The sequence below is a fragment of the Sphaerisporangium corydalis genome (assembly GCF_025506355.1).
GTDB classification, from domain to species: domain Bacteria; phylum Actinomycetota; class Actinomycetes; order Streptosporangiales; family Streptosporangiaceae; genus Sphaerisporangium; species Sphaerisporangium corydalis.
On sequence record NZ_JANZYP010000049.1, the window covers coordinates 24,704 to 40,524 of the forward strand.

14 protein-coding genes are annotated in these 15,821 nt (G+C 67.0%); 5 read left to right on the top strand and 9 right to left on the bottom strand.

What is annotated here, in order from left to right:
• Window positions 1-157 precede the first annotated feature (157 nt).
• From NYZ98_RS28360 to NYZ98_RS28375, 4 genes are all read right to left on the bottom strand, one after another.
• On the bottom strand, window positions 158-286 hold the full coding sequence (locus tag NYZ98_RS28360; protein ID WP_262846618.1) for a hypothetical protein: 129 nt from the start codon (window positions 284-286) through the stop codon (window positions 158-160).
• Between the two features lie 869 nt (window positions 287-1,155).
• Complete coding sequence (locus NYZ98_RS28365) at window positions 1,156-1,284, bottom strand: hypothetical protein (protein ID WP_262846615.1); 129 nt, start codon at window positions 1,282-1,284, stop codon at window positions 1,156-1,158.
• 646 nt (window positions 1,285-1,930) lie between these two features.
• The gene (locus NYZ98_RS28370; protein WP_262846619.1) at window positions 1,931-2,059 is read right to left on the bottom strand and encodes a hypothetical protein; all 129 of its coding nucleotides are present in this window, start codon (window positions 2,057-2,059) and stop codon (window positions 1,931-1,933) included.
• 801 nt (window positions 2,060-2,860) lie between these two features.
• Window positions 2,861-2,989, bottom strand: coding sequence for a hypothetical protein (locus NYZ98_RS28375; RefSeq protein WP_262846615.1), 129 nt, complete (start codon window positions 2,987-2,989; stop codon window positions 2,861-2,863).
• 400 nt (window positions 2,990-3,389) lie between these two features.
• On the opposite strand from NYZ98_RS28375, the gene NYZ98_RS28380 reads away from it, so the two are divergent.
• Both NYZ98_RS28380 and NYZ98_RS28385 read left to right on the top strand, forming a co-directional pair.
• The gene (locus NYZ98_RS28380) at window positions 3,390-3,653 is read left to right on the top strand and encodes a hypothetical protein (protein WP_262846620.1); all 264 of its coding nucleotides are present in this window, start codon (window positions 3,390-3,392) and stop codon (window positions 3,651-3,653) included.
• Window positions 3,654-3,811: 158 nt separating this feature from the next.
• Window positions 3,812-4,600 carry a hypothetical protein gene (locus tag NYZ98_RS28385; RefSeq protein WP_262846621.1) on the top strand — a complete coding sequence of 263 codons (789 nt, stop codon included), beginning with the start codon at window positions 3,812-3,814 and terminating at the stop codon, window positions 4,598-4,600.
• Window positions 4,601-4,822: 222 nt separating this feature from the next.
• On the opposite strand, the gene NYZ98_RS28390 is transcribed toward NYZ98_RS28385, so the two are convergent.
• Window positions 4,823-6,595, bottom strand: a complete 1,773-nt coding sequence (locus NYZ98_RS28390) for a bifunctional metallophosphatase/5'-nucleotidase (RefSeq protein WP_262846622.1) — start codon at window positions 6,593-6,595, stop codon at window positions 4,823-4,825.
• A gap of 647 nt (window positions 6,596-7,242) precedes the next feature.
• On the opposite strand from NYZ98_RS28390, the gene NYZ98_RS28395 reads away from it, so the two are divergent.
• Window positions 7,243-7,815: a hypothetical protein gene (locus NYZ98_RS28395; RefSeq protein WP_262846623.1), complete on the top strand. Its 573-nt coding sequence runs from the start codon at window positions 7,243-7,245 to the stop codon at window positions 7,813-7,815.
• Here NYZ98_RS28395 and NYZ98_RS28400 read toward each other — a convergent pair.
• Together NYZ98_RS28400 and NYZ98_RS28405 are read right to left on the bottom strand one after the other, a co-directional pair.
• On the bottom strand, window positions 7,802-8,815 hold the full coding sequence (locus tag NYZ98_RS28400) for a hypothetical protein (protein WP_262846624.1): 1,014 nt from the start codon (window positions 8,813-8,815) through the stop codon (window positions 7,802-7,804). The two genes, NYZ98_RS28395 and NYZ98_RS28400, sit on opposite strands and share 14 nt — an antisense overlap.
• A 184-nt stretch (window positions 8,816-8,999) precedes the next feature.
• Window positions 9,000-9,695 carry a hypothetical protein gene (locus NYZ98_RS28405; RefSeq protein ID WP_262846625.1) on the bottom strand — a complete coding sequence of 232 codons (696 nt, stop codon included), beginning with the start codon at window positions 9,693-9,695 and terminating at the stop codon, window positions 9,000-9,002.
• A gap of 799 nt (window positions 9,696-10,494) precedes the next feature.
• Between NYZ98_RS28405 and NYZ98_RS28410 the strand changes: the two genes are divergently transcribed.
• Window positions 10,495-11,454, top strand: a complete 960-nt coding sequence (locus NYZ98_RS28410; RefSeq protein WP_262846626.1) for a pentapeptide repeat-containing protein — start codon at window positions 10,495-10,497, stop codon at window positions 11,452-11,454.
• A 229-nt stretch (window positions 11,455-11,683) separates the two neighbouring features.
• Entirely contained in the window at window positions 11,684-12,904 is a 1,221-nt protein-coding gene (locus NYZ98_RS28415; RefSeq protein ID WP_262846627.1) for an NAD(P)/FAD-dependent oxidoreductase, read from the top strand.
• Window positions 12,905-12,955: 51 nt separating this feature from the next.
• Here the strand turns inward: NYZ98_RS28415 and NYZ98_RS28420 are convergent, their stop codons facing one another.
• Both NYZ98_RS28420 and NYZ98_RS28425 read right to left on the bottom strand, forming a co-directional pair.
• Window positions 12,956-14,023, bottom strand: a complete 1,068-nt coding sequence (locus NYZ98_RS28420; protein WP_262846628.1) for a Vgb family protein — start codon at window positions 14,021-14,023, stop codon at window positions 12,956-12,958.
• Between the two features lie 222 nt (window positions 14,024-14,245).
• On the bottom strand, window positions 14,246-15,817 hold the full coding sequence (locus NYZ98_RS28425; RefSeq protein ID WP_262846629.1) for a ThuA domain-containing protein: 1,572 nt from the start codon (window positions 15,815-15,817) through the stop codon (window positions 14,246-14,248).
• Window positions 15,818-15,821 lie beyond the last annotated feature (4 nt).

Here is a 15,821-nt window from a genome sequence, read left to right on the forward strand (position 1 = left end):
CTGCGATATTTCAGTGGTGGGAAGTCGGTCTGTTCTGGAGATCTGAAGTTCGGCTTAGCTCGTCGGATTCGGATTCGGATTCGGATTCGGATTCGGTCGGCGGGTAATGGCCGGTTTCTTTGTGGTCGGTGGTGTCTATCTGGGACTTCTAGGTTTGTTAGTCCCAGGTGGTGCCGGGGGTGCGGCCGAAGGTGTCCCAGGTGGTGCCGGCGGTGCGGGTGAAGGAGTCCCAGGTGGTGCCGGCGGCGCGGGTGGCGGTGTTCTTGGCGGTGGCGGTGCTCGTCATTTTCGTGTTCCTTTTCTGGAGGGCCGTTGTTTTGTTCTCGCACTTACAACAATGCGGGAATCCGAGGCCCCGATCCAGATGAATGGACGGCAGCAAGCTGCCCGCCCCTGACCACTTCCTGCCACCGCTGAACGTGACATGCGAAACCGCCGATCAGACCCACGCGCTGCCCCAGGTCAGGACGTCGACCAGCCAGGACCCGGCCCGTCCCGCCACACCGGAGATCCCGCGGTCGAAGGCACCCTTCTGGCGCCGATGTGCCCGCACAGCGGCCAAGAGCGCCCCTCAGACGCACCAGGTCCGACCCACGCAGCTTGTCGTCGCACTTGTCCTTCCAGGACGCCGTCGAGGGCACGGAACCGCAGGCGAGCATGCGCCGGGTCCTCGGCCCCCTGATGCAAGACCTGGCCCTCAGGTGGGCACCACGTGGAGCTCGACGGGGAAACACCGTGGTGGCGCTACCCGGTAGGTGGCACAGAGTGGATCCCGACGGTCGAACACCCAGGTGAGGGCACTCGCTCGGCACGCGGGCGTGGGCGACCATCCGGCCTGACAGGCCGGCGGAAGAGTGATGCGGAGGGGTGTATCGCTTCTTGCCCGGGTTCTGGTGGTGGTGGCCGATGCCGTCGATTCGTAGGTGAATCAAGAGGGTCTTAGTCGGCTTACCGGGCTGCTCTGGTATTGCTGTGACGCGGAAGTTCGATCCCGTATGACTGGTGTGTTTCGATGCTGCGGAGTCGGTGTTGTTTAAATGGTTTGGGGAGTTTGGTTCGGTGGGTTCGGATGTGGATTCGACTATCGGATGGCGGCTATCGGGTAGGTCGGGATTGTTTGTGGTCGGTGGTGTCTATCCGGGATTTCCTTTTTTGTTAGTCCCAGGTGGTGCCGGGGGTGCGGCCGAAGGTGTCCCAGGTGGTTCCGGCGGTGCGGGTGAAGGAGTCCCAGGTGGTGCCGGCGGCGCGGGTGGCGGTGTTCTTGGCGGTGGCGGTGTTCGTCATTTTCGTGCTCCTTTTCTGGAGGGCTGTTGTTTTGTTCTCGCACTTACAACAATGCGGGAATCCGAGGCCCCGATCCAGATGAATGGACGGCAGCAAGCTGCCCGCCCCTGACCACTTCCTGCCACCCATGAAATAGACACACCGAACCACCGGACACGCCGTCGCACCGCCCCAGGTCAGGGCGTCGGCCAGCGACTGGTTGACGAGTCGTCGTGGCCGTTGATGTGGCGTCGTCGGGCCGAGTGACCGGTTCCCCACACCGACAACGACGGGAAGAGACCATGTGGCCGGGCTCGCCTTGACTAACCCGGGGGACTCGCCGCGGACGTCGACCCACCGGCAGGCGGGCGCGGGCGCTCGACCGGCGTGGCGGGCCGGCGGAAGGTGGTGCGGGAGGGGGGTGTCGCTTCTTGCCCGGGATCCTGGTGGCCGATGCCGTCGATTCCTTGGATGAATCAAGAGGGTCTTAGTCGGCTTGCCGGGCGGTTCTGGTGTCGCGGTGGTGCGGAATTCCGGTGCTGTGGAAGTGATGCGTCTCGGTGCTGTGGAGCTGGTCTGGGTTATTGGATTCGGTTAGCGGTGGAAGTTGTTCGGTGTATCAGGATTGTTTGTGGTCGGTGGTGTCTATCCGGGGTTTCTTGGTTTGTTAGTCCCAGGTGGTGCCGGGGGTGCGGCCGAAGGTGTCCCAGGTGGTGCCGGCGGTGCGGGTGAAGGAGTCCCAGGTGGTGCCGGCGGCGCGGGTGGCGGTGTTCTTGGCGGTGGTGGTGTTCGTCATTTTCGTGTTCCTTTTCTGGAGGGCCGTTGTTTTGTTCTCGCACTTACAACAATGCGGGAATCTGAGGCCTCGATCCAGATGAATGGACGGCAGCAAGCTGCCCGCCCCTGACCACTTCCTGCCACCGCTGAACGTGACATGCGGAACCGCCGATCAGACTCACGCGCTGCCCCAGGTCAGGACGTCGACCAGCGGGTATCCGACCCTGGCCCGACGCACCGGCGAGCTCCTAGTAGAAGCGGCACTCCGGTGCCGATCTGCTCGTACAGAGGGGTAGAGGGCTCCTCAGGGCCGTGAGGCCCGCCCTCGCGGCGTCTACACAGCCCGCATGCGCATCCTCCACGGCGCCGCGCCCGTCATTTCAAGACGCGGTCTGGGCCCACGAGTCCCGAGCCGGCACGCGCCAGCCCGGCCGCCTGCTCCAGGGCCGTGCCTCAGGTGGGCGTCGCGCGGATCCCGCCGACAGAACGCCCAGGTGACGAAGCTCGACCGCCACGCGGGCGCGGGCCATCGTCAGGGCGTGACGGGTCGACGGAAGGCGATGCGGGAGGGGTGTCGCTTCTTGCCCGGGATCCCGGTGATGGTCGCCGATGCCGTCGATTCCTTGGGTGAATCAAGAGGGTCTTAGTCGGCTTGCCGGGCGGTTCTGGTGCTGCCGTGGTACGGAATTTCGGTGCTGTGGAAGTGGCGTGTTTCGATGTGTTGGAGTTGGTATGGGTTGTCGGATCTGCTTATTAGGTGAAGGTTGTTTGATGGGTCGAGATTATTTATTGGTGGTGATGCGGATTGTTTCTTGGTTTGTTAGTCCCAGGTGGTGCCGGGGGTGCGGCCGAAGGTGTCCCAGGTGGTTCCGGCGGTGCGGGTGAAGGAGTCCCAGGTGGTGCCGGCGGCGCGGGTGGCGGTGTTCTTGGCGGTGGCGGTGTTCGTCATTTTCGTGTTCCTTTTCTAGAGGGCCGTTGTTTTGTTCTCGCACTTACAACAATGCGGGAATCCGGGGCCCCGATCCAGATGAATGGACGGCAGCAAGCTGCCCGCCCCTGACCACTTCCTGCCACCCATGAAATGGACGTGGCGACCTACCTCGTCGAGACGTCCCGGCCCACGCCACGGGCCCGCACATAACCCCAGGTCAAGCGGAGGGTTCAAGCACGTGGCGGTGTCTACCTGACCGACCTCTCGGTAGCCCGCTCCCGTGGGCGGAGCGGCTGCCGCGTCCGGCACGTTTGGCCGGGAGAGGGAGCTCCAGGTGAGTTCGGTGGTCAACCGTGTGCGGGGAGTCGCCGTCTACTCTGCGCACCTATCCGCACATCTGTACAAGGAGTTCCTTCTCGTGCGCTTTCGCTCAACTACATCCGCATTTCTGTTAGCCGGCGGCCTGCTGCTCACCCCGGTCGCCACCTCGGCGGCCCAGGCGTCCACGGCCGTCGCGGCCTGCAAGTACCGCCAGTCGGGCAACCACTGGGTGTGCATCACCCCCGGCGCTTTCTGCCCGGCCGCCGCGCACAAGAAGTACGGTTACGCCAAGGTCACCAACCGCAGATACCGCTGTACCTTCGCCAGTGGCGACATCCGCTGGAGATGGCACCGCGCCTGACGTGCCGGCGGAATGGATATCAGGGGCCGGAGTAGTGCCGCAGGGTGCGCCACTCCGGCCCTGTCCGTGTTCCGCACGACTCACCGGGGGCAGGCAGACTGATGAGGGCCAAGACGCTACTGATCGCCGGTGTCGTGGCGTTGTGCGGCACCCTGTCGGTGTCCGTGCTCGCCACTCGAGCCGACCAGCCCCGTTCGCTCGGGTGCGAGCGTCTCCGGCTGGTCGCGCTCAACGCGTTCACCGTGACCAATCCCGACTACGCCGTGGACTCGGGGGCAAGCGACGACGAGCAGGACTGCGGGCCCGCTCCGGGCATCGTCAAGGTTCAGGTGCGGGCCAGGATGGCGATGGACGATCCGCCCGGTTGGTCCTACGACATCCATCAGGAGTCCTCTTCGGCGCTGTCGGTGCCGCTGGTCAAACCCTGGAGGATGACCGGCATCCTTGCGGAGATCGACCAGCAGGATCCGGTGTACGACGAATACGGTGACGCGGTCTCCTACCTTCACAAGGCCGGCGGTGATTCGGTGCTCAAGAGCTCCGCCGTCCAGGTGGTCGTCTTCCTGAAGAAGCCCGTTCCGGAGTCGTCGGCGACGAGGATCTGGCGGAACCCTGAGGTGGTCTTCCTCTCCGGAGCGCGAGGGGGAAAGCCTCTCGCCTGGGAGCCGTCGATCTGGTGTCGTTTCAGGGGGTTCGACACGTGCGCATCGAAAGGAAGCGCGGAGCCGCTGACGACGGAGTTCCGAGAATGGGTGTCCCTGCTGAAGCCCGAGGACGCACCCGCGCTCACCGGATTCGGGCTGAGTCTCAATGAGCTGCGGGATCACGCGGCGAAGGGACTGATCCACGGATTCGTCGCCAGGAACCTCCCGGGCACCCTCGAGAAACTCGTCACCGACCCCCAGATACTCGCGGCCTACATCACGGACATCCGCCCACCCCGGTGACCTCGCCGACTCCGGGCATCATCGTCTGGCCATGACGACCTGCCCAAGTTCCCCGGTGAAGCGTTGGTGAATGCGGTCATGCTCATTCGTAGGCGACGCCGGAGGTGAGGGTCGATTCGGGGGTCGAAGGGGGCGGAGCCCCCGGGGAGATTGACCGGAGCGAAGCGGAGGACCATGGAAGGCCCCTCGTGGTGGTCGCGAGGAGCCTTCGGGGGTTGGCGGTCAGAAGACGGGGACGCCGGCGCGGGTGAGTTTCCAGTTGGGGTCGGCGAAGGTGGCGGGGTCGATGGTGCCGGAGGCGGTGGCGTACTCGATGAGGGCCTGCCGGATCTCCACCTGGGCGTTGTAGACCACCGGGGCGTCCTTGACGTGCGGGAACCCGCCGCCGCCCGACTGCCGGTAGTTGTTGATCGCCACGACGAACTGCTGGTCGGCGGCGACCGGCTGCCCGCCGTAGGACAGGCCGGTGATGCGCTGCCCGGCCGGCTGGGCGATGTCGATGTCGTAGGTGACGCCGGAAAGCTGGTCGTAGTTGTAGTCGGGGGTGCCGCCCGCGTTGGTCAGGGTGGCGAGGTCAATGGGCGCGCCGGGGGCGACCTGGGCGAAGTACTTGGCGGAGTACTCCAGGTAGTCCTTGATCTGGGCGCCGGTCAGCTTGACGGCGAGGAGCGTGTTGTCGTACACGTACAGGCCCGCCATGTCGCGGACGCTCACCGGTCCGGCCGGGAAGACGGCCGAGCGGCTGAACGGCGCGGCGATCGACAGCACCGGCAGCGAGGCGTCGGCCGTGCCCGCGACCGCCTTGGTGACCAGGTCGGTCTGCACCTTCTGGATGTAGTCGAGGATCGGGGTGTCCTTGTACGGGGACTCCGCCGCCGACAACTGCTCCTTGGACTGGGCGATGACCTGGTTGACGTAGCCCACCGTCTTGTCGTGCTGGTTCTTCATCAGCGCGACGATCTTGGGGTCTTCGGCGACCGTGTTGGTGTTGACCGTCGTCGAGGACTTGCCCGTGACGGCCCACCTGCCACGCTGTTTGGCCAAGGTGAAGTCGACGACCGACAGGCGCTGGCCCCACTTGCTCGGCTCGGTGAGCAGCACCTGCTGCCCGGTCACCTTGTTGGTGACGAACCGCTGCGGCACGTCGTTGTGCGCGTGGCCGAACAGGACGGCGTCGATCCCGGGGACCTGCTCGGCGACCAGTGCGGAGGCGTTCTCGACCGGGAGGTCCGAGCCGTAGGACGACAGGCCGTTGTCGCCGGCGTGCGCGGTGACCAGGACCACGTCGGCGCCGAGGGCACGGATGACCGGCACCCACTTCTTGGCGCTCGCGACCAGGTCGAGGAACTTGAGCTTGCCCTCGACGTTCCCCTTGTCCCAGATGGCGATCCCGGGGTTGGTGAGGCCGAGCACGCCGACCTTGACGGGCCGCTCGCCCTTGACCTTCATCGTCTTGATGATGAAGGGGAGGTACGCGGGCAGGCCGCTTTTGGCCGACACGGCGTTCGCGCCGAGCACCGGCGCCTTCATCTGCTTGATCCACTTGGCGAGCAGCGGCAGGCCGTAGTTGAACTCGTGGTTTCCGAGTGTCACCGCGTCGTACCCGATGGCGTTCATGGCCTTGGCCATCGGGTGGGTCTTCCCGGTCTCGGTGACCGGCTCGACTTTGGCGTAGTAGTAGTCGAGCGGGGTGCCCTGGATGGTGTCGCCCGAGTCGAACAGCAGCGTGTGCCCGGCGCTCCGGTCGGCGCGGATCTGGTTGACCAGGGTGGAGACCTTCGCCAGGCCGACGTCGTTGTGGGTGCTGTCGTCGAACTCGGTGTTCTTGAAGTAGTCCCAGTTAAGGGCGTTGCCGTGGATGTCGGAGCTGGCCATGACGGTGATCTTCACCGTGTGGTCGGGCGTCACGGAGGCGGACGCCGCGGGCGCCAGCAGGCCGAGGGCCACGGCGACGGCGGCACCGGCGGGGAGACCCCGGCTGAATCTGGAACTCATGCCGGGGACCCTAGTCAGGCGAGGTTACCCGCGGGTCACAGGATTCTTATGGACCAGGTCACCTTGATGAACGTCGCACAGCGGCGCGGCCGTCTCCACGTGGATCAGGCCTGGAGGAGCGAGCGGTCCGGTATGACTGCGAACCAGGGGCCCGCCAGATCCTCAACAGGCCGGGTGGCCTGAATCGGTTCCATCGACGGCCCACGGTGTCGCGATGAACTCACAGCGCCCGGCTACCGTCGCCTTCAGCGCGGGCCGGCACGATCCACGCACGCAGCCGATGGGGCGCTCGTGGCGGTGCGCGGGGGGACGGCTTCCTCTGGTCGATCAGCTCACCGTCGGCGCCGTGGCGTTGGTCGGCCCTGTGATGACCGCTGATTTGGCCAGCCCGCTCATGGAATTCACCATTACATCTAAGCAGATGGGCGTGGTCCGGAGTATCAGGCCGATAATCGCTTCATCGCTGTTGGATCACCGATTTGGCATATCATGTCACGATGGTGCTTGGATACGATGTGGTCACAAAAGCACTCATTTCGGTCTTCGCTGTAGTCGCCAGTTCGGCTTGCTCTTTCGGAGGGGTCCAGCCGAATCCTTCGCATAGCAGTACCGCTTCCCCATTGGCCACACCGCGCGACGCTTTACCTGTGCGGGCCGACCAGGAAGCGGCCAGGGCCGCGGTGTTGCGCCTGAAGGACCTCGGGAAAGGATTCCAGGGGTTGCCATATATGACCAACCCGAGGGCCGGGCAGGATGAGCAGGCCCTGAGCACGTGCCTTGGCGGCCCACCACCCAGACAGCATGAAACGGCGCGTGCATTCTCCTCCCAGTTTGTCCGCGACGACGGCAGGCGCGTCCAGGCGAGCGTCACCTTCGCGGACACTGCGGAAAGGGCGGCCGCCGACCTTCGCGACCTGCGGGGCGCGAAGGCGATTTCCTGCCTCAAAGATCTCATGATCAAGCAATTACGCCGCTTGTCCTATGAGTTGCACGGTATCGATGTCGTGCCCATCTCCCCGATCACTGACCTGCCCGACGTGGTGGCTTACCGCTTCACTGTCGTCATCGACGTCAACGACCAGGACATCACACAAATCATCGACCTCATATCCGCCATACGAGGCCGAGCCGAGGTGCAGGCGACATTTCAGGACGTGAATGAGCCCGTGGAGTCATCGTTGGAGAGTCGCGCCATGCTCGCGATGCTCAACCGGTTGTGACGGTCCACCTCAGGGATTTGACCAGGTTTTCCAGCGCGACGACCACTGATGATGCGCCCGCGCCGACGACGGCTCCTAGGAGGAAGTTGATGGTCTGCTGCTTGGCCTCCTCGTCCAGGTCGGTCCTGCGCAGGACGGCCCGGATGGATTCGCTGCTCTCCCAGGAGAGCTTCGTGGGGTCCGCCACATCAGGAGACGCCAGGTCGATACGGTATCCGGCAGGGTTCCTCCCCGCGTTCACGTTCACCTGGAAACGATCGGGACGCTGCCACCTACCGGGTATACCGATGTCGATGGCTCCCGGTTTCTTCGGGAAATCGAACAACGGCGACAGATGGACCCGGCCGTAGCGGGGCAGGGCGAGCGTGAAAATCGCTCTGGATCGGGACACGACCGCGACCGGCACCCAGCCGCTGATACTTGCGACGCCTACCTGTCCTTTGAGATTAGCCGGATATGTCGTCCCAGAGATGATTTGCACCTTCTTGCGCGGATTGGCGGCGAAAGGTGGATCCCCAGCCCACGCTGGGACTATCTCCGCGCCGGGTGGTATGACGGTGGTCCCAGGGTCGTGAGGATCGGCGAACGCCGCATCGCCGTACAGCACCAGTGCCCATTTAACCGGCTTGGCCTTCTGCTCCAAGAAGATGATGTCAATCTGCACTTGAGAGCGTCCCGCCCGCACACCGGTAGGCGAGAACGACACGGCAACGCTGGCGGCCACCTCGGGCCGGTCGGTGTACAACTCGCCCGCGCCCTCCACGATGGGCGGCTTCGGTGGGCTGGCCGTCGCGACGTAGATGGAGTAGGAAATGCCCACCAACACCCCGCCGAGGGTGACCGAGGTGATGAAATACCTCGGCCTTTCCGAACCGGACCAGCTCAGCCGCCGTCGGCGGAGCGCAGTGACCGCGCCGCTCGCCCTGTTCCAGCCCTCCCGAAATCGGTGCTCCGCCCACGCCGCGATCGCGGCCGACAGTGCCCGCACCCGCTCCTTCAACGACGCGCATGCGACTCGCATGACGTCAAGTCGGCGACGCGTCCATCCCGGCAGACGGCCGGCGCCGCTACGAATTCCGAGCACGGCCCGGCCGGCCGTTCGGGTGAACCGGGTCACGGCTCTGGCCGCCAGACGCAATATGCTCATGTGGGCCTGGCGGTGACTCGGCATTCGGAGCAGCGTGTCACCAGCGAATGCGGACTTTCTTGTACGCCAGAGCCGCGTACCTCTCCGTGATCTTTCTGCTGACCGCTTGGCGCGCCACGTGCTCCAGGAATATCAACGTACCGTTGTGGCGGACGAGCACAGAGTTCACGTAGATGGGATCGATGTCGTCCGTATCAGCCTTGATGCGCATGGCAGCCGTCCCGGCGCCCAACTTGCGCATCTTGATGGGAGTGATGGTGACGGAGACGATGCCCATGACGCTGCTCTGGAAGGAGAACGAGCGACACTGCGTGGCTATCCGAGAGAACTGTGCGAAGGTTTTGCGTGCGGTCGCATTGCTCATCTGGGCGAGTGTCTCGCTGACCACTACGGTCTTTCGTGTATCGGCCAGGATTCGATGGGCCTCGCCGGTGACAGGGCCGGCAGGCTCTTCCCCCATAATGGGACACCCCTTCTCCAGGCCATCTATGGATCCGGAGTCCACAGCTACCTCTCTGAACCCACGCGGCAGGTCCGAGGTCCTGAGCAGTGCCGCTCTGAGTTGCTTCTGAGTGGGAACCCAACCGGCCGAGTGCCGTTCATCGGAGACCTGCGTGTCGATCTGGCTTGTACCGGCCGTCACTTCGGTACGTGCCATAGCTACTTTGATGGGCGTTGTCGTGAATATCATCACAAGGCCGCAGGTAAGGCCGATTGTGGCGAATCGTCGCATATGCGCCCCTCCCGCTGGATAAAAATCTTCCGCATAGGCCAAGCGTCCACGTCCGTGAGCCCGATTGGACAGCGGCCGTATTACCGTCGCCACCCTGCGAGGTCATCGACTTACCGAGAGTCTCCCTGTCCGGGCATCCTGCCGCAAGATATAAATCAATACCTGTCCGGCATACACCTCCACATCGTGACATGTCGGGAGGAGAACCATCGGCTCGCGCAATATCTGCCGACCGTTACCTCCAGAGGAAGTCCTTTCCGCTCAGGTTCGAGGGCCACTCAACCAGAATTACATTCTGTTTAGGCTTCGTGGTCGCGAGCGATATGGATGGATTTGAAAGGATTTCTGATGGTCGTCGGCGGGTAAGACGGCAACGAACTTCTCCGGCACCTCGACTGGGACCTGATTCACGAGTCAGGCGAGGTTACCCGCGGGTCACAGGATTCTTATGGACCAGGTCTCCACGGTGAACTTCGCCGCGCCGTGCTGGACCGCTGAAGGGGATGGCCGCCGAGGGACAGGAACCGGCACGCGACGGGTCGTTCGACGAATGGGGGCACCCGCTGGACCTCGTGGCAGGACAAAGCGCGACGCGCGGACCGGTGCGGATGCTAGCAATTGGGGCATGATCAGCAAATCCCCGCGCCTGCCCGCACGCGCGGTCATCGCAGCGGCGGCAGCGGCCAAGGCCCGTCGTACCGCCCGGCTCGCGGCCCCACCCAGTCCCGCTCCACCCAGTCCCGCCCCAGCCAGCCCTGCCCCGCCTCGCCGGACCGGCGGCCGGCGGCGATTGCGCCGGTTGGTCTGGCTGCTCATCGCGGTCGCGGTGAACGTGGCCCTGGTCTGCGCGGCGATGGTGCTGGACGTTCCGGACTGGGCCCGCTGGGCCTTGGGCGGCACCGCGATGGCCGTGGTCTCCAGCCTGGGGATCGCCGTCCTGATCGGACCCGCCGCCCGTCGCCTGGCCGGCGAACGTGAGCCGCTCACCGCCGCCGAACGCCGGCAGATGACCGCCACCGAACGCGTCGAGGCCGTGAACGCCGCCAGGCACACCCTGATCCAGGCCGCCACCGGGCTGGTCGTCATCGGCGGCGTCGTGTTCACCGCCCAAGGCCTCTGGTACACCGCCCAGAGCCTGGACGCCTCCCGCGAGGCCCAGCGCACCACCGAGCAAGGACAACTCACCGACCGCTACACAAAAGCCGTCGAACAACTCGGGTCCCGCACGTCCGTGGACATCCGGCTGGGCGGCATCTACGCCCTCGAACGCCTCGCCCAGGACTCCCCCCGCGACCACCAGACCATCGGCGACGTCCTGGCCGCGTTCATCCGCGAACACGACCCGAAACCCGAGGCCGCCATGCCCGCCACACCCGCCACCGACATCCAGGCCGCTCTCACCGTCATCAGCCGAGACCGGCTCGACCGTGACTTCGGATTCGACCTGAAGAACATCCGCATCCGGGGCGCGGACCTCGGAGGCGCGAACCTGTGGGGCATGAAACTGAACGGCGCGGACCTGGTCGGCGCGGACCTGGGCTACGCGAACCTGCGCTACGTGAAGCTGAGCGGCGCGAACCTGGTCGGTGCGAACCTGAACCGCGCGGACCTGGTCAGTGCGAACCTGAGCGGCGCGGATCTGAGAGGCGCGGACCTGGTCGGTGCGAACCTGGGTGGCGCTGACCTGCGACTGGTGAAGGGCCTGACGCCCGACCAGATCCGCAGCGTGGCCATCACCGACTCCTCGACGACGTTCTGAACGCGGTGGGTGACCGAATCCGCGCCAAGCCGGGCGGCCAAGGCGAAGGGGGGCCAGGGCAAAGGGGGTGTCCGAGGCGAAGGGGGTGTCCGAGGCAAAGGGGGCGGCCAAGGCGGCGGGGGTGCGTCCGAGGCGACGGGGTGCGTCCAAAAGCGGTCGTCCCGCCGAAGACAATGTCGTGACCGTACGGGCCGCCGGCCGCGGGCGGTGAGCGGGGGAGGGTGGGCCCATGCCCGAGACAGTGGTGATCGCCGGTGCCGGGCTCGCCGGCCTGGCCTGCGCCGTGCGGCTGAGCGCGGCCGGGGTCCCCGTCCGCGTGCTGGAGGCGGGCGACGCCGTGGGCGGCCGGGTGCGCACCGACGTGGTCGCCGGCTTCCTCCTCGACCGCGGGTTCCAGGTCTTCAACACCGCCTACCCCGAGGCCGCCCGGGTCCTCGACATCGGCGCGCTGGACCTGCGCCCGCTCGGCTCGGGGCTGCTGGTCTTCCGCGACGGCCGGCGCGAGCGCGTGATGCTCCCGTGGCGGCACCCGGCGCACGCCCTCAGCGCCCTGCTGGCCCAGGTCGGCTCGCTCTCCGACAAGGGCGCGCTCGCGGCGATGACCGGCCGCGACCTGCTGCTGCCCGCCTCGGCGGTGCGCGGCGGGACCGAGCGCACGACGGCCGCCGAGCTGCGCCATTGGGGCATCTCCGACGAGATGATCGACACGCTCCTGCGCCCCTTCCTGTCCGGCGTGCTGCTGGAACGGGAGCTGTCGACCTCCAGCCGCGTCTTCCACCTGTTCTGGCGCTCGTTCGCCAGAGGCACGATCGGCCTGCCCGCGCTCGGCATGTACCGGATCCCCGCCCAGCTCGCCGCCAGGCTCCCCGAGCGCACGGTCTCCCTCGGGACGCCGGTGGCGGCCGTCACCGAGGACGGCGTGACGCTCCGGGACGGCCGCGAGATCGGTGCCGCCGCCGTCGTGGTGGCCACCGACCCGGCCACCGCCGCCAGGTTGCTCCCCGGCCTGAAGGTGCCCGAGATGCGCGCCACGACCACCTTCTACCACGCGGCCCCGAGATCACCGCTCGGCGAGCCCACGCAGATCGTCGACCCCGGGGGCGCCATCACCGGCACGATCGTCCTCACCGAGGCCGCCCCCGACTACGCCACGGACGGCCGGGCCCTGATCTCCACCTCGGTCCTCGGCGTCGCCGGTGACCTGGACGAGCCGCGCGTGCGTGAACGCCTCACCCAGATCTACGGCGACACCTCCTCCTGGGAGCACATCGCGACCTACCCGATCGAGGCGGCCCTCCCGGCGATGCCGCCGCCGATGCCGCTCCGCCGCCCGGTCGAGTTCGCCCCCGGCCGCTACGTCTGCGGCGACCACCGCGACACCGGCTCCATCCAGGGCGCCCTGGTCTCCGGCCGCCGCACCGCCGAAACCCTCCTCACCCGCCTTAAGTGAACCCACGTGGGCCTGGGGGCGCGTTCTTCACGTCGCCGATCCGGAGGACGGTCAGTCGCGCTCGACGGCCACCACGTTGTACGGGGTCGTGGGGGTGGGGGGTGTGGTGAAGCGGGCGTTGGGGAGGTAGAGGCGGTCGCGGAAGGGGGCGATCGTGGTGGGGACGTCGAAGCGCCCGTCCGCCAGCTTGCGGACCACCTTCCCGGACGTGGCGTGGCGGTCCAGGGAGAGGGAGGTCACGGTGTTCAGGCGGTTCTGCACGACGTGCAGGACGCGGCCCTGCAGCAGCAGGCCGTCCCCGTTGACCAGGGATTCGGTGCCGAGGTCCACCAGGGTGGCCTTCCCGGTCGACGGGTCGACGCGGAACAGCTTGCCGGTGTTGGACTGGACGACGAGCAGGGCCTTGTGGTCGGGCGTGGGGGCGATGCCGTTGGCGTTGTTGCCCGTGGTGTAGACGATGTCACCGCTCAGCGGCACGGAGACCGCCTGGTCCGGCAGCTTGCCGTGCCGCCCGAACGGCAGCTTGTACAGCACGGGGTTGGCCGAGTCGGTGAAGTACGCCGCGTCGCGGGTGAGCACGACGTCGTTGACGAACGAGGTGCCGGTGGCGAGCCGGTAGCTCGCGAGCACCTTCCCGGTTCGGGTGTCGACCACGCGGGCGTCGCCGCCGGTGCCGCCGGCGACGAACAACCGGCCGCGCGCGTCGACCTTGAGGCCGAGCGAGGGGGTGCCAGGCCCGGGACTGATGATCTTGCCCTGGCCGGTGCGCAGGTCCGCCCGGTAGATGGCGCCGGTCGCGCGCGACCCGAAGTACGCGGCCGGGCCCGGTCCGATGGCGATCCCCTCCGGCTGGAACCCGTCCGGAAGGGAGAACTCGTCGGGATAGGCCGGCTTCTTCGCGGAAGCGGAAGCGGGCACGGACGCGGAAGCGGGCACGGACGCGGAAGCGGACGCGGGCACGGAAGCGGACGCGGGGAATGTGGCCGTGGTCGAGGAGGACGAGGTCGTGGAGGACGTGGCCGTGGACGCCTCGGTTCGGGGGCCCGCCTCGGCGGACGCGGACGCCGGGGCTCCGGCGAGCGCGGTCAACAGGCCTGCCAGGAGAACTGCCGCCTTCATTGGAGAACATCCCATCTCTCACAGGTGCAGTGATTTACCGAAATGCCCGCCAAGGCCGTTCGTCTAACCTTCCATTCCACGCGCCCGGCCACACTCCACCATCGAAAGGACGCGCCCCCGGTGGCCGATGGCCGGCCGCCGGGGGCGCGTCTTGTCTCGCGGGTGGAATACGGATCAGGTCAGGTTCGGGCCGGATCGGATCGGATCCGGGTCAGGGCCGGGTCAGGTGCCGTAGACCTCCATCTCCCAGAGGGAGTATCCGTAGCCGGTGGCGCGTTGGGTGCCGTACATGCGGACGTAGCGTGCTGTTGTGGCGGTGAAGGTGAGGTCGTCGGTGCCGCCGTCGGATGCGGTGACGGTGCTGGCGGCGGTCCAGGTGGTGTTGTTGGTGGAGGTTTCGATGCGGTAGGCCTTGCCGTAGGCGGCTTCCCAGGTGAGTTTGACCCGGTTGACCGAGCGGTTGGCGCCGAGGTCGATGGTGATCCATTGGGGGTCGGCGAAGGCGGAGGACCATCGGGTTCCGGCGTTGCCGTCGGTGACCGCGGAGGCGGGGGTGCCCGCGTTCTCGACGGAGGAGGCGGTCGCCGGCTTACCGGCCGACAGCAGGCCCGTCGTGGGAGTGATGGTCGGGGTGGGGGTGGGGGTGGGCGTCGGGGTGACGGTGCCCTTGGTCAGGGTGAACTCGTCGATGTCGAACAGCGAGCCCGCCCCGCCGGTGAACACCAGGAACAGCGGCCCGGTGCCCGTCCCGGTCAGGGTGGTGGTCACGGTCTGCCAGTTCTCCCACCCGCCGGTGGCCGGTGCGGCGACCGAGCCGAGCAGTGTGCCGGTGGCCGAGCCGGCCCGCACCTGGATGGTGCCGCCGGTCCCCGCCGACGCGATGCGCGCCGAGAAGCCGGTGGCCCCGGTGACGTCGGTGGAGGAGAAGCCCAGCCAGTCGCCGTTCTCGACGTACCCGACGGCCTTGCCGCCCTTGGCGCTGGCCTTGTCGACGATCTGGACGCCGGCCTGGGAGGAGAAGCTCTCCGCCTGGGTCGCGTTCGAGGGCGGCGGCGCCGTGCAGTCACCGGCGGCGACGCCGGCCGCCCAGCGGATCCCGCCGAGCAGGTGCGCGCGGAACGCCGGCTCGGCGTACGACTCCTGCGTGTGGCCGAGCCCGGTGTACCAGGCGCGTCCGCCCTGGTACGGGTGGCACCACGCGATGGGGTGGTCGGCGCCCATCGACCCGCCGGTGTAGGTCGACTCGTCGAGCCTGGCCAGCACGTGCGCGACCTCGCGCGGGTTGGTGCGGTAGTTGTACAGCTCGTCGGTCCGCACCCACGCGGCGGGAAGGTGCGCGGTCGAGGGGTGGGTGGTGTCGTCGACCCGCACGGTGACCTGCTGGATGGCCGGGTGGGAGGCGAACCACGCCCCGACCAGCCCGCCGTAGTAGGGCCAGTCGTACTCGGTGTCGGCCGCCGCGTGCACGCCGACGTACCCGCCGCCCGCGGCGATGTAGGACTCGAACGCCGTCTGCTGCGCGGCGTTGAGCACGTCGCCGGTCGTGCTCAGGAAGATGACGACCTTGTAGTTGGCCAGGTTGGCCGTGGTGAACGCGGTGGCGTCCTCCGTGGCGTCGACGGTGAACCCGTTGGCGGTGCCGAGGTCGCGGACGGCGGCGATGCCGGCCGGGATGGAGTCGTGCCGGAACCCGGCGGTCTTGGAGAACACGAGCACCTTGTAGGCCGGGTCGGCGGCCATGGCCATGGGCGCCCCGACCGCGATGACGGCCATGATCAACCCCGTAAGGATCATGGTG

What these genes read in the sequence shown, in the direction of transcription:
- NYZ98_RS28360 (WP_262846618.1), bottom strand. Translation starts at nt 286, where the DNA reads ATGACGAGCACCGCCACCGCCAAGAACACCGCCACCCGCGCCGCCGGC.
- NYZ98_RS28365 (WP_262846615.1), bottom strand. Translation starts at nt 1,284, where the DNA reads ATGACGAACACCGCCACCGCCAAGAACACCGCCACCCGCGCCGCCGGC.
- NYZ98_RS28370 (WP_262846619.1), bottom strand. Translation starts at nt 2,059, where the DNA reads ATGACGAACACCACCACCGCCAAGAACACCGCCACCCGCGCCGCCGGC.
- NYZ98_RS28375 (WP_262846615.1), bottom strand. Translation starts at nt 2,989, where the DNA reads ATGACGAACACCGCCACCGCCAAGAACACCGCCACCCGCGCCGCCGGC.
- NYZ98_RS28390 (WP_262846622.1), bottom strand. Translation starts at nt 6,595, where the DNA reads ATGAGTTCCAGATTCAGCCGGGGTCTCCCCGCCGGTGCCGCCGTCGCC.
- NYZ98_RS28405 (WP_262846625.1), bottom strand. Translation starts at nt 9,695, where the DNA reads ATGCGACGATTCGCCACAATCGGCCTTACCTGCGGCCTTGTGATGATA.
- NYZ98_RS28415 (WP_262846627.1), top strand. Translation starts at nt 11,684, where the DNA reads ATGCCCGAGACAGTGGTGATCGCCGGTGCCGGGCTCGCCGGCCTGGCC.
- NYZ98_RS28420 (WP_262846628.1), bottom strand. Translation starts at nt 14,023, where the DNA reads ATGAAGGCGGCAGTTCTCCTGGCAGGCCTGTTGACCGCGCTCGCCGGA.
- NYZ98_RS28425 (WP_262846629.1), bottom strand. Translation starts at nt 15,817, where the DNA reads ATGATCCTTACGGGGTTGATCATGGCCGTCATCGCGGTCGGGGCGCCC.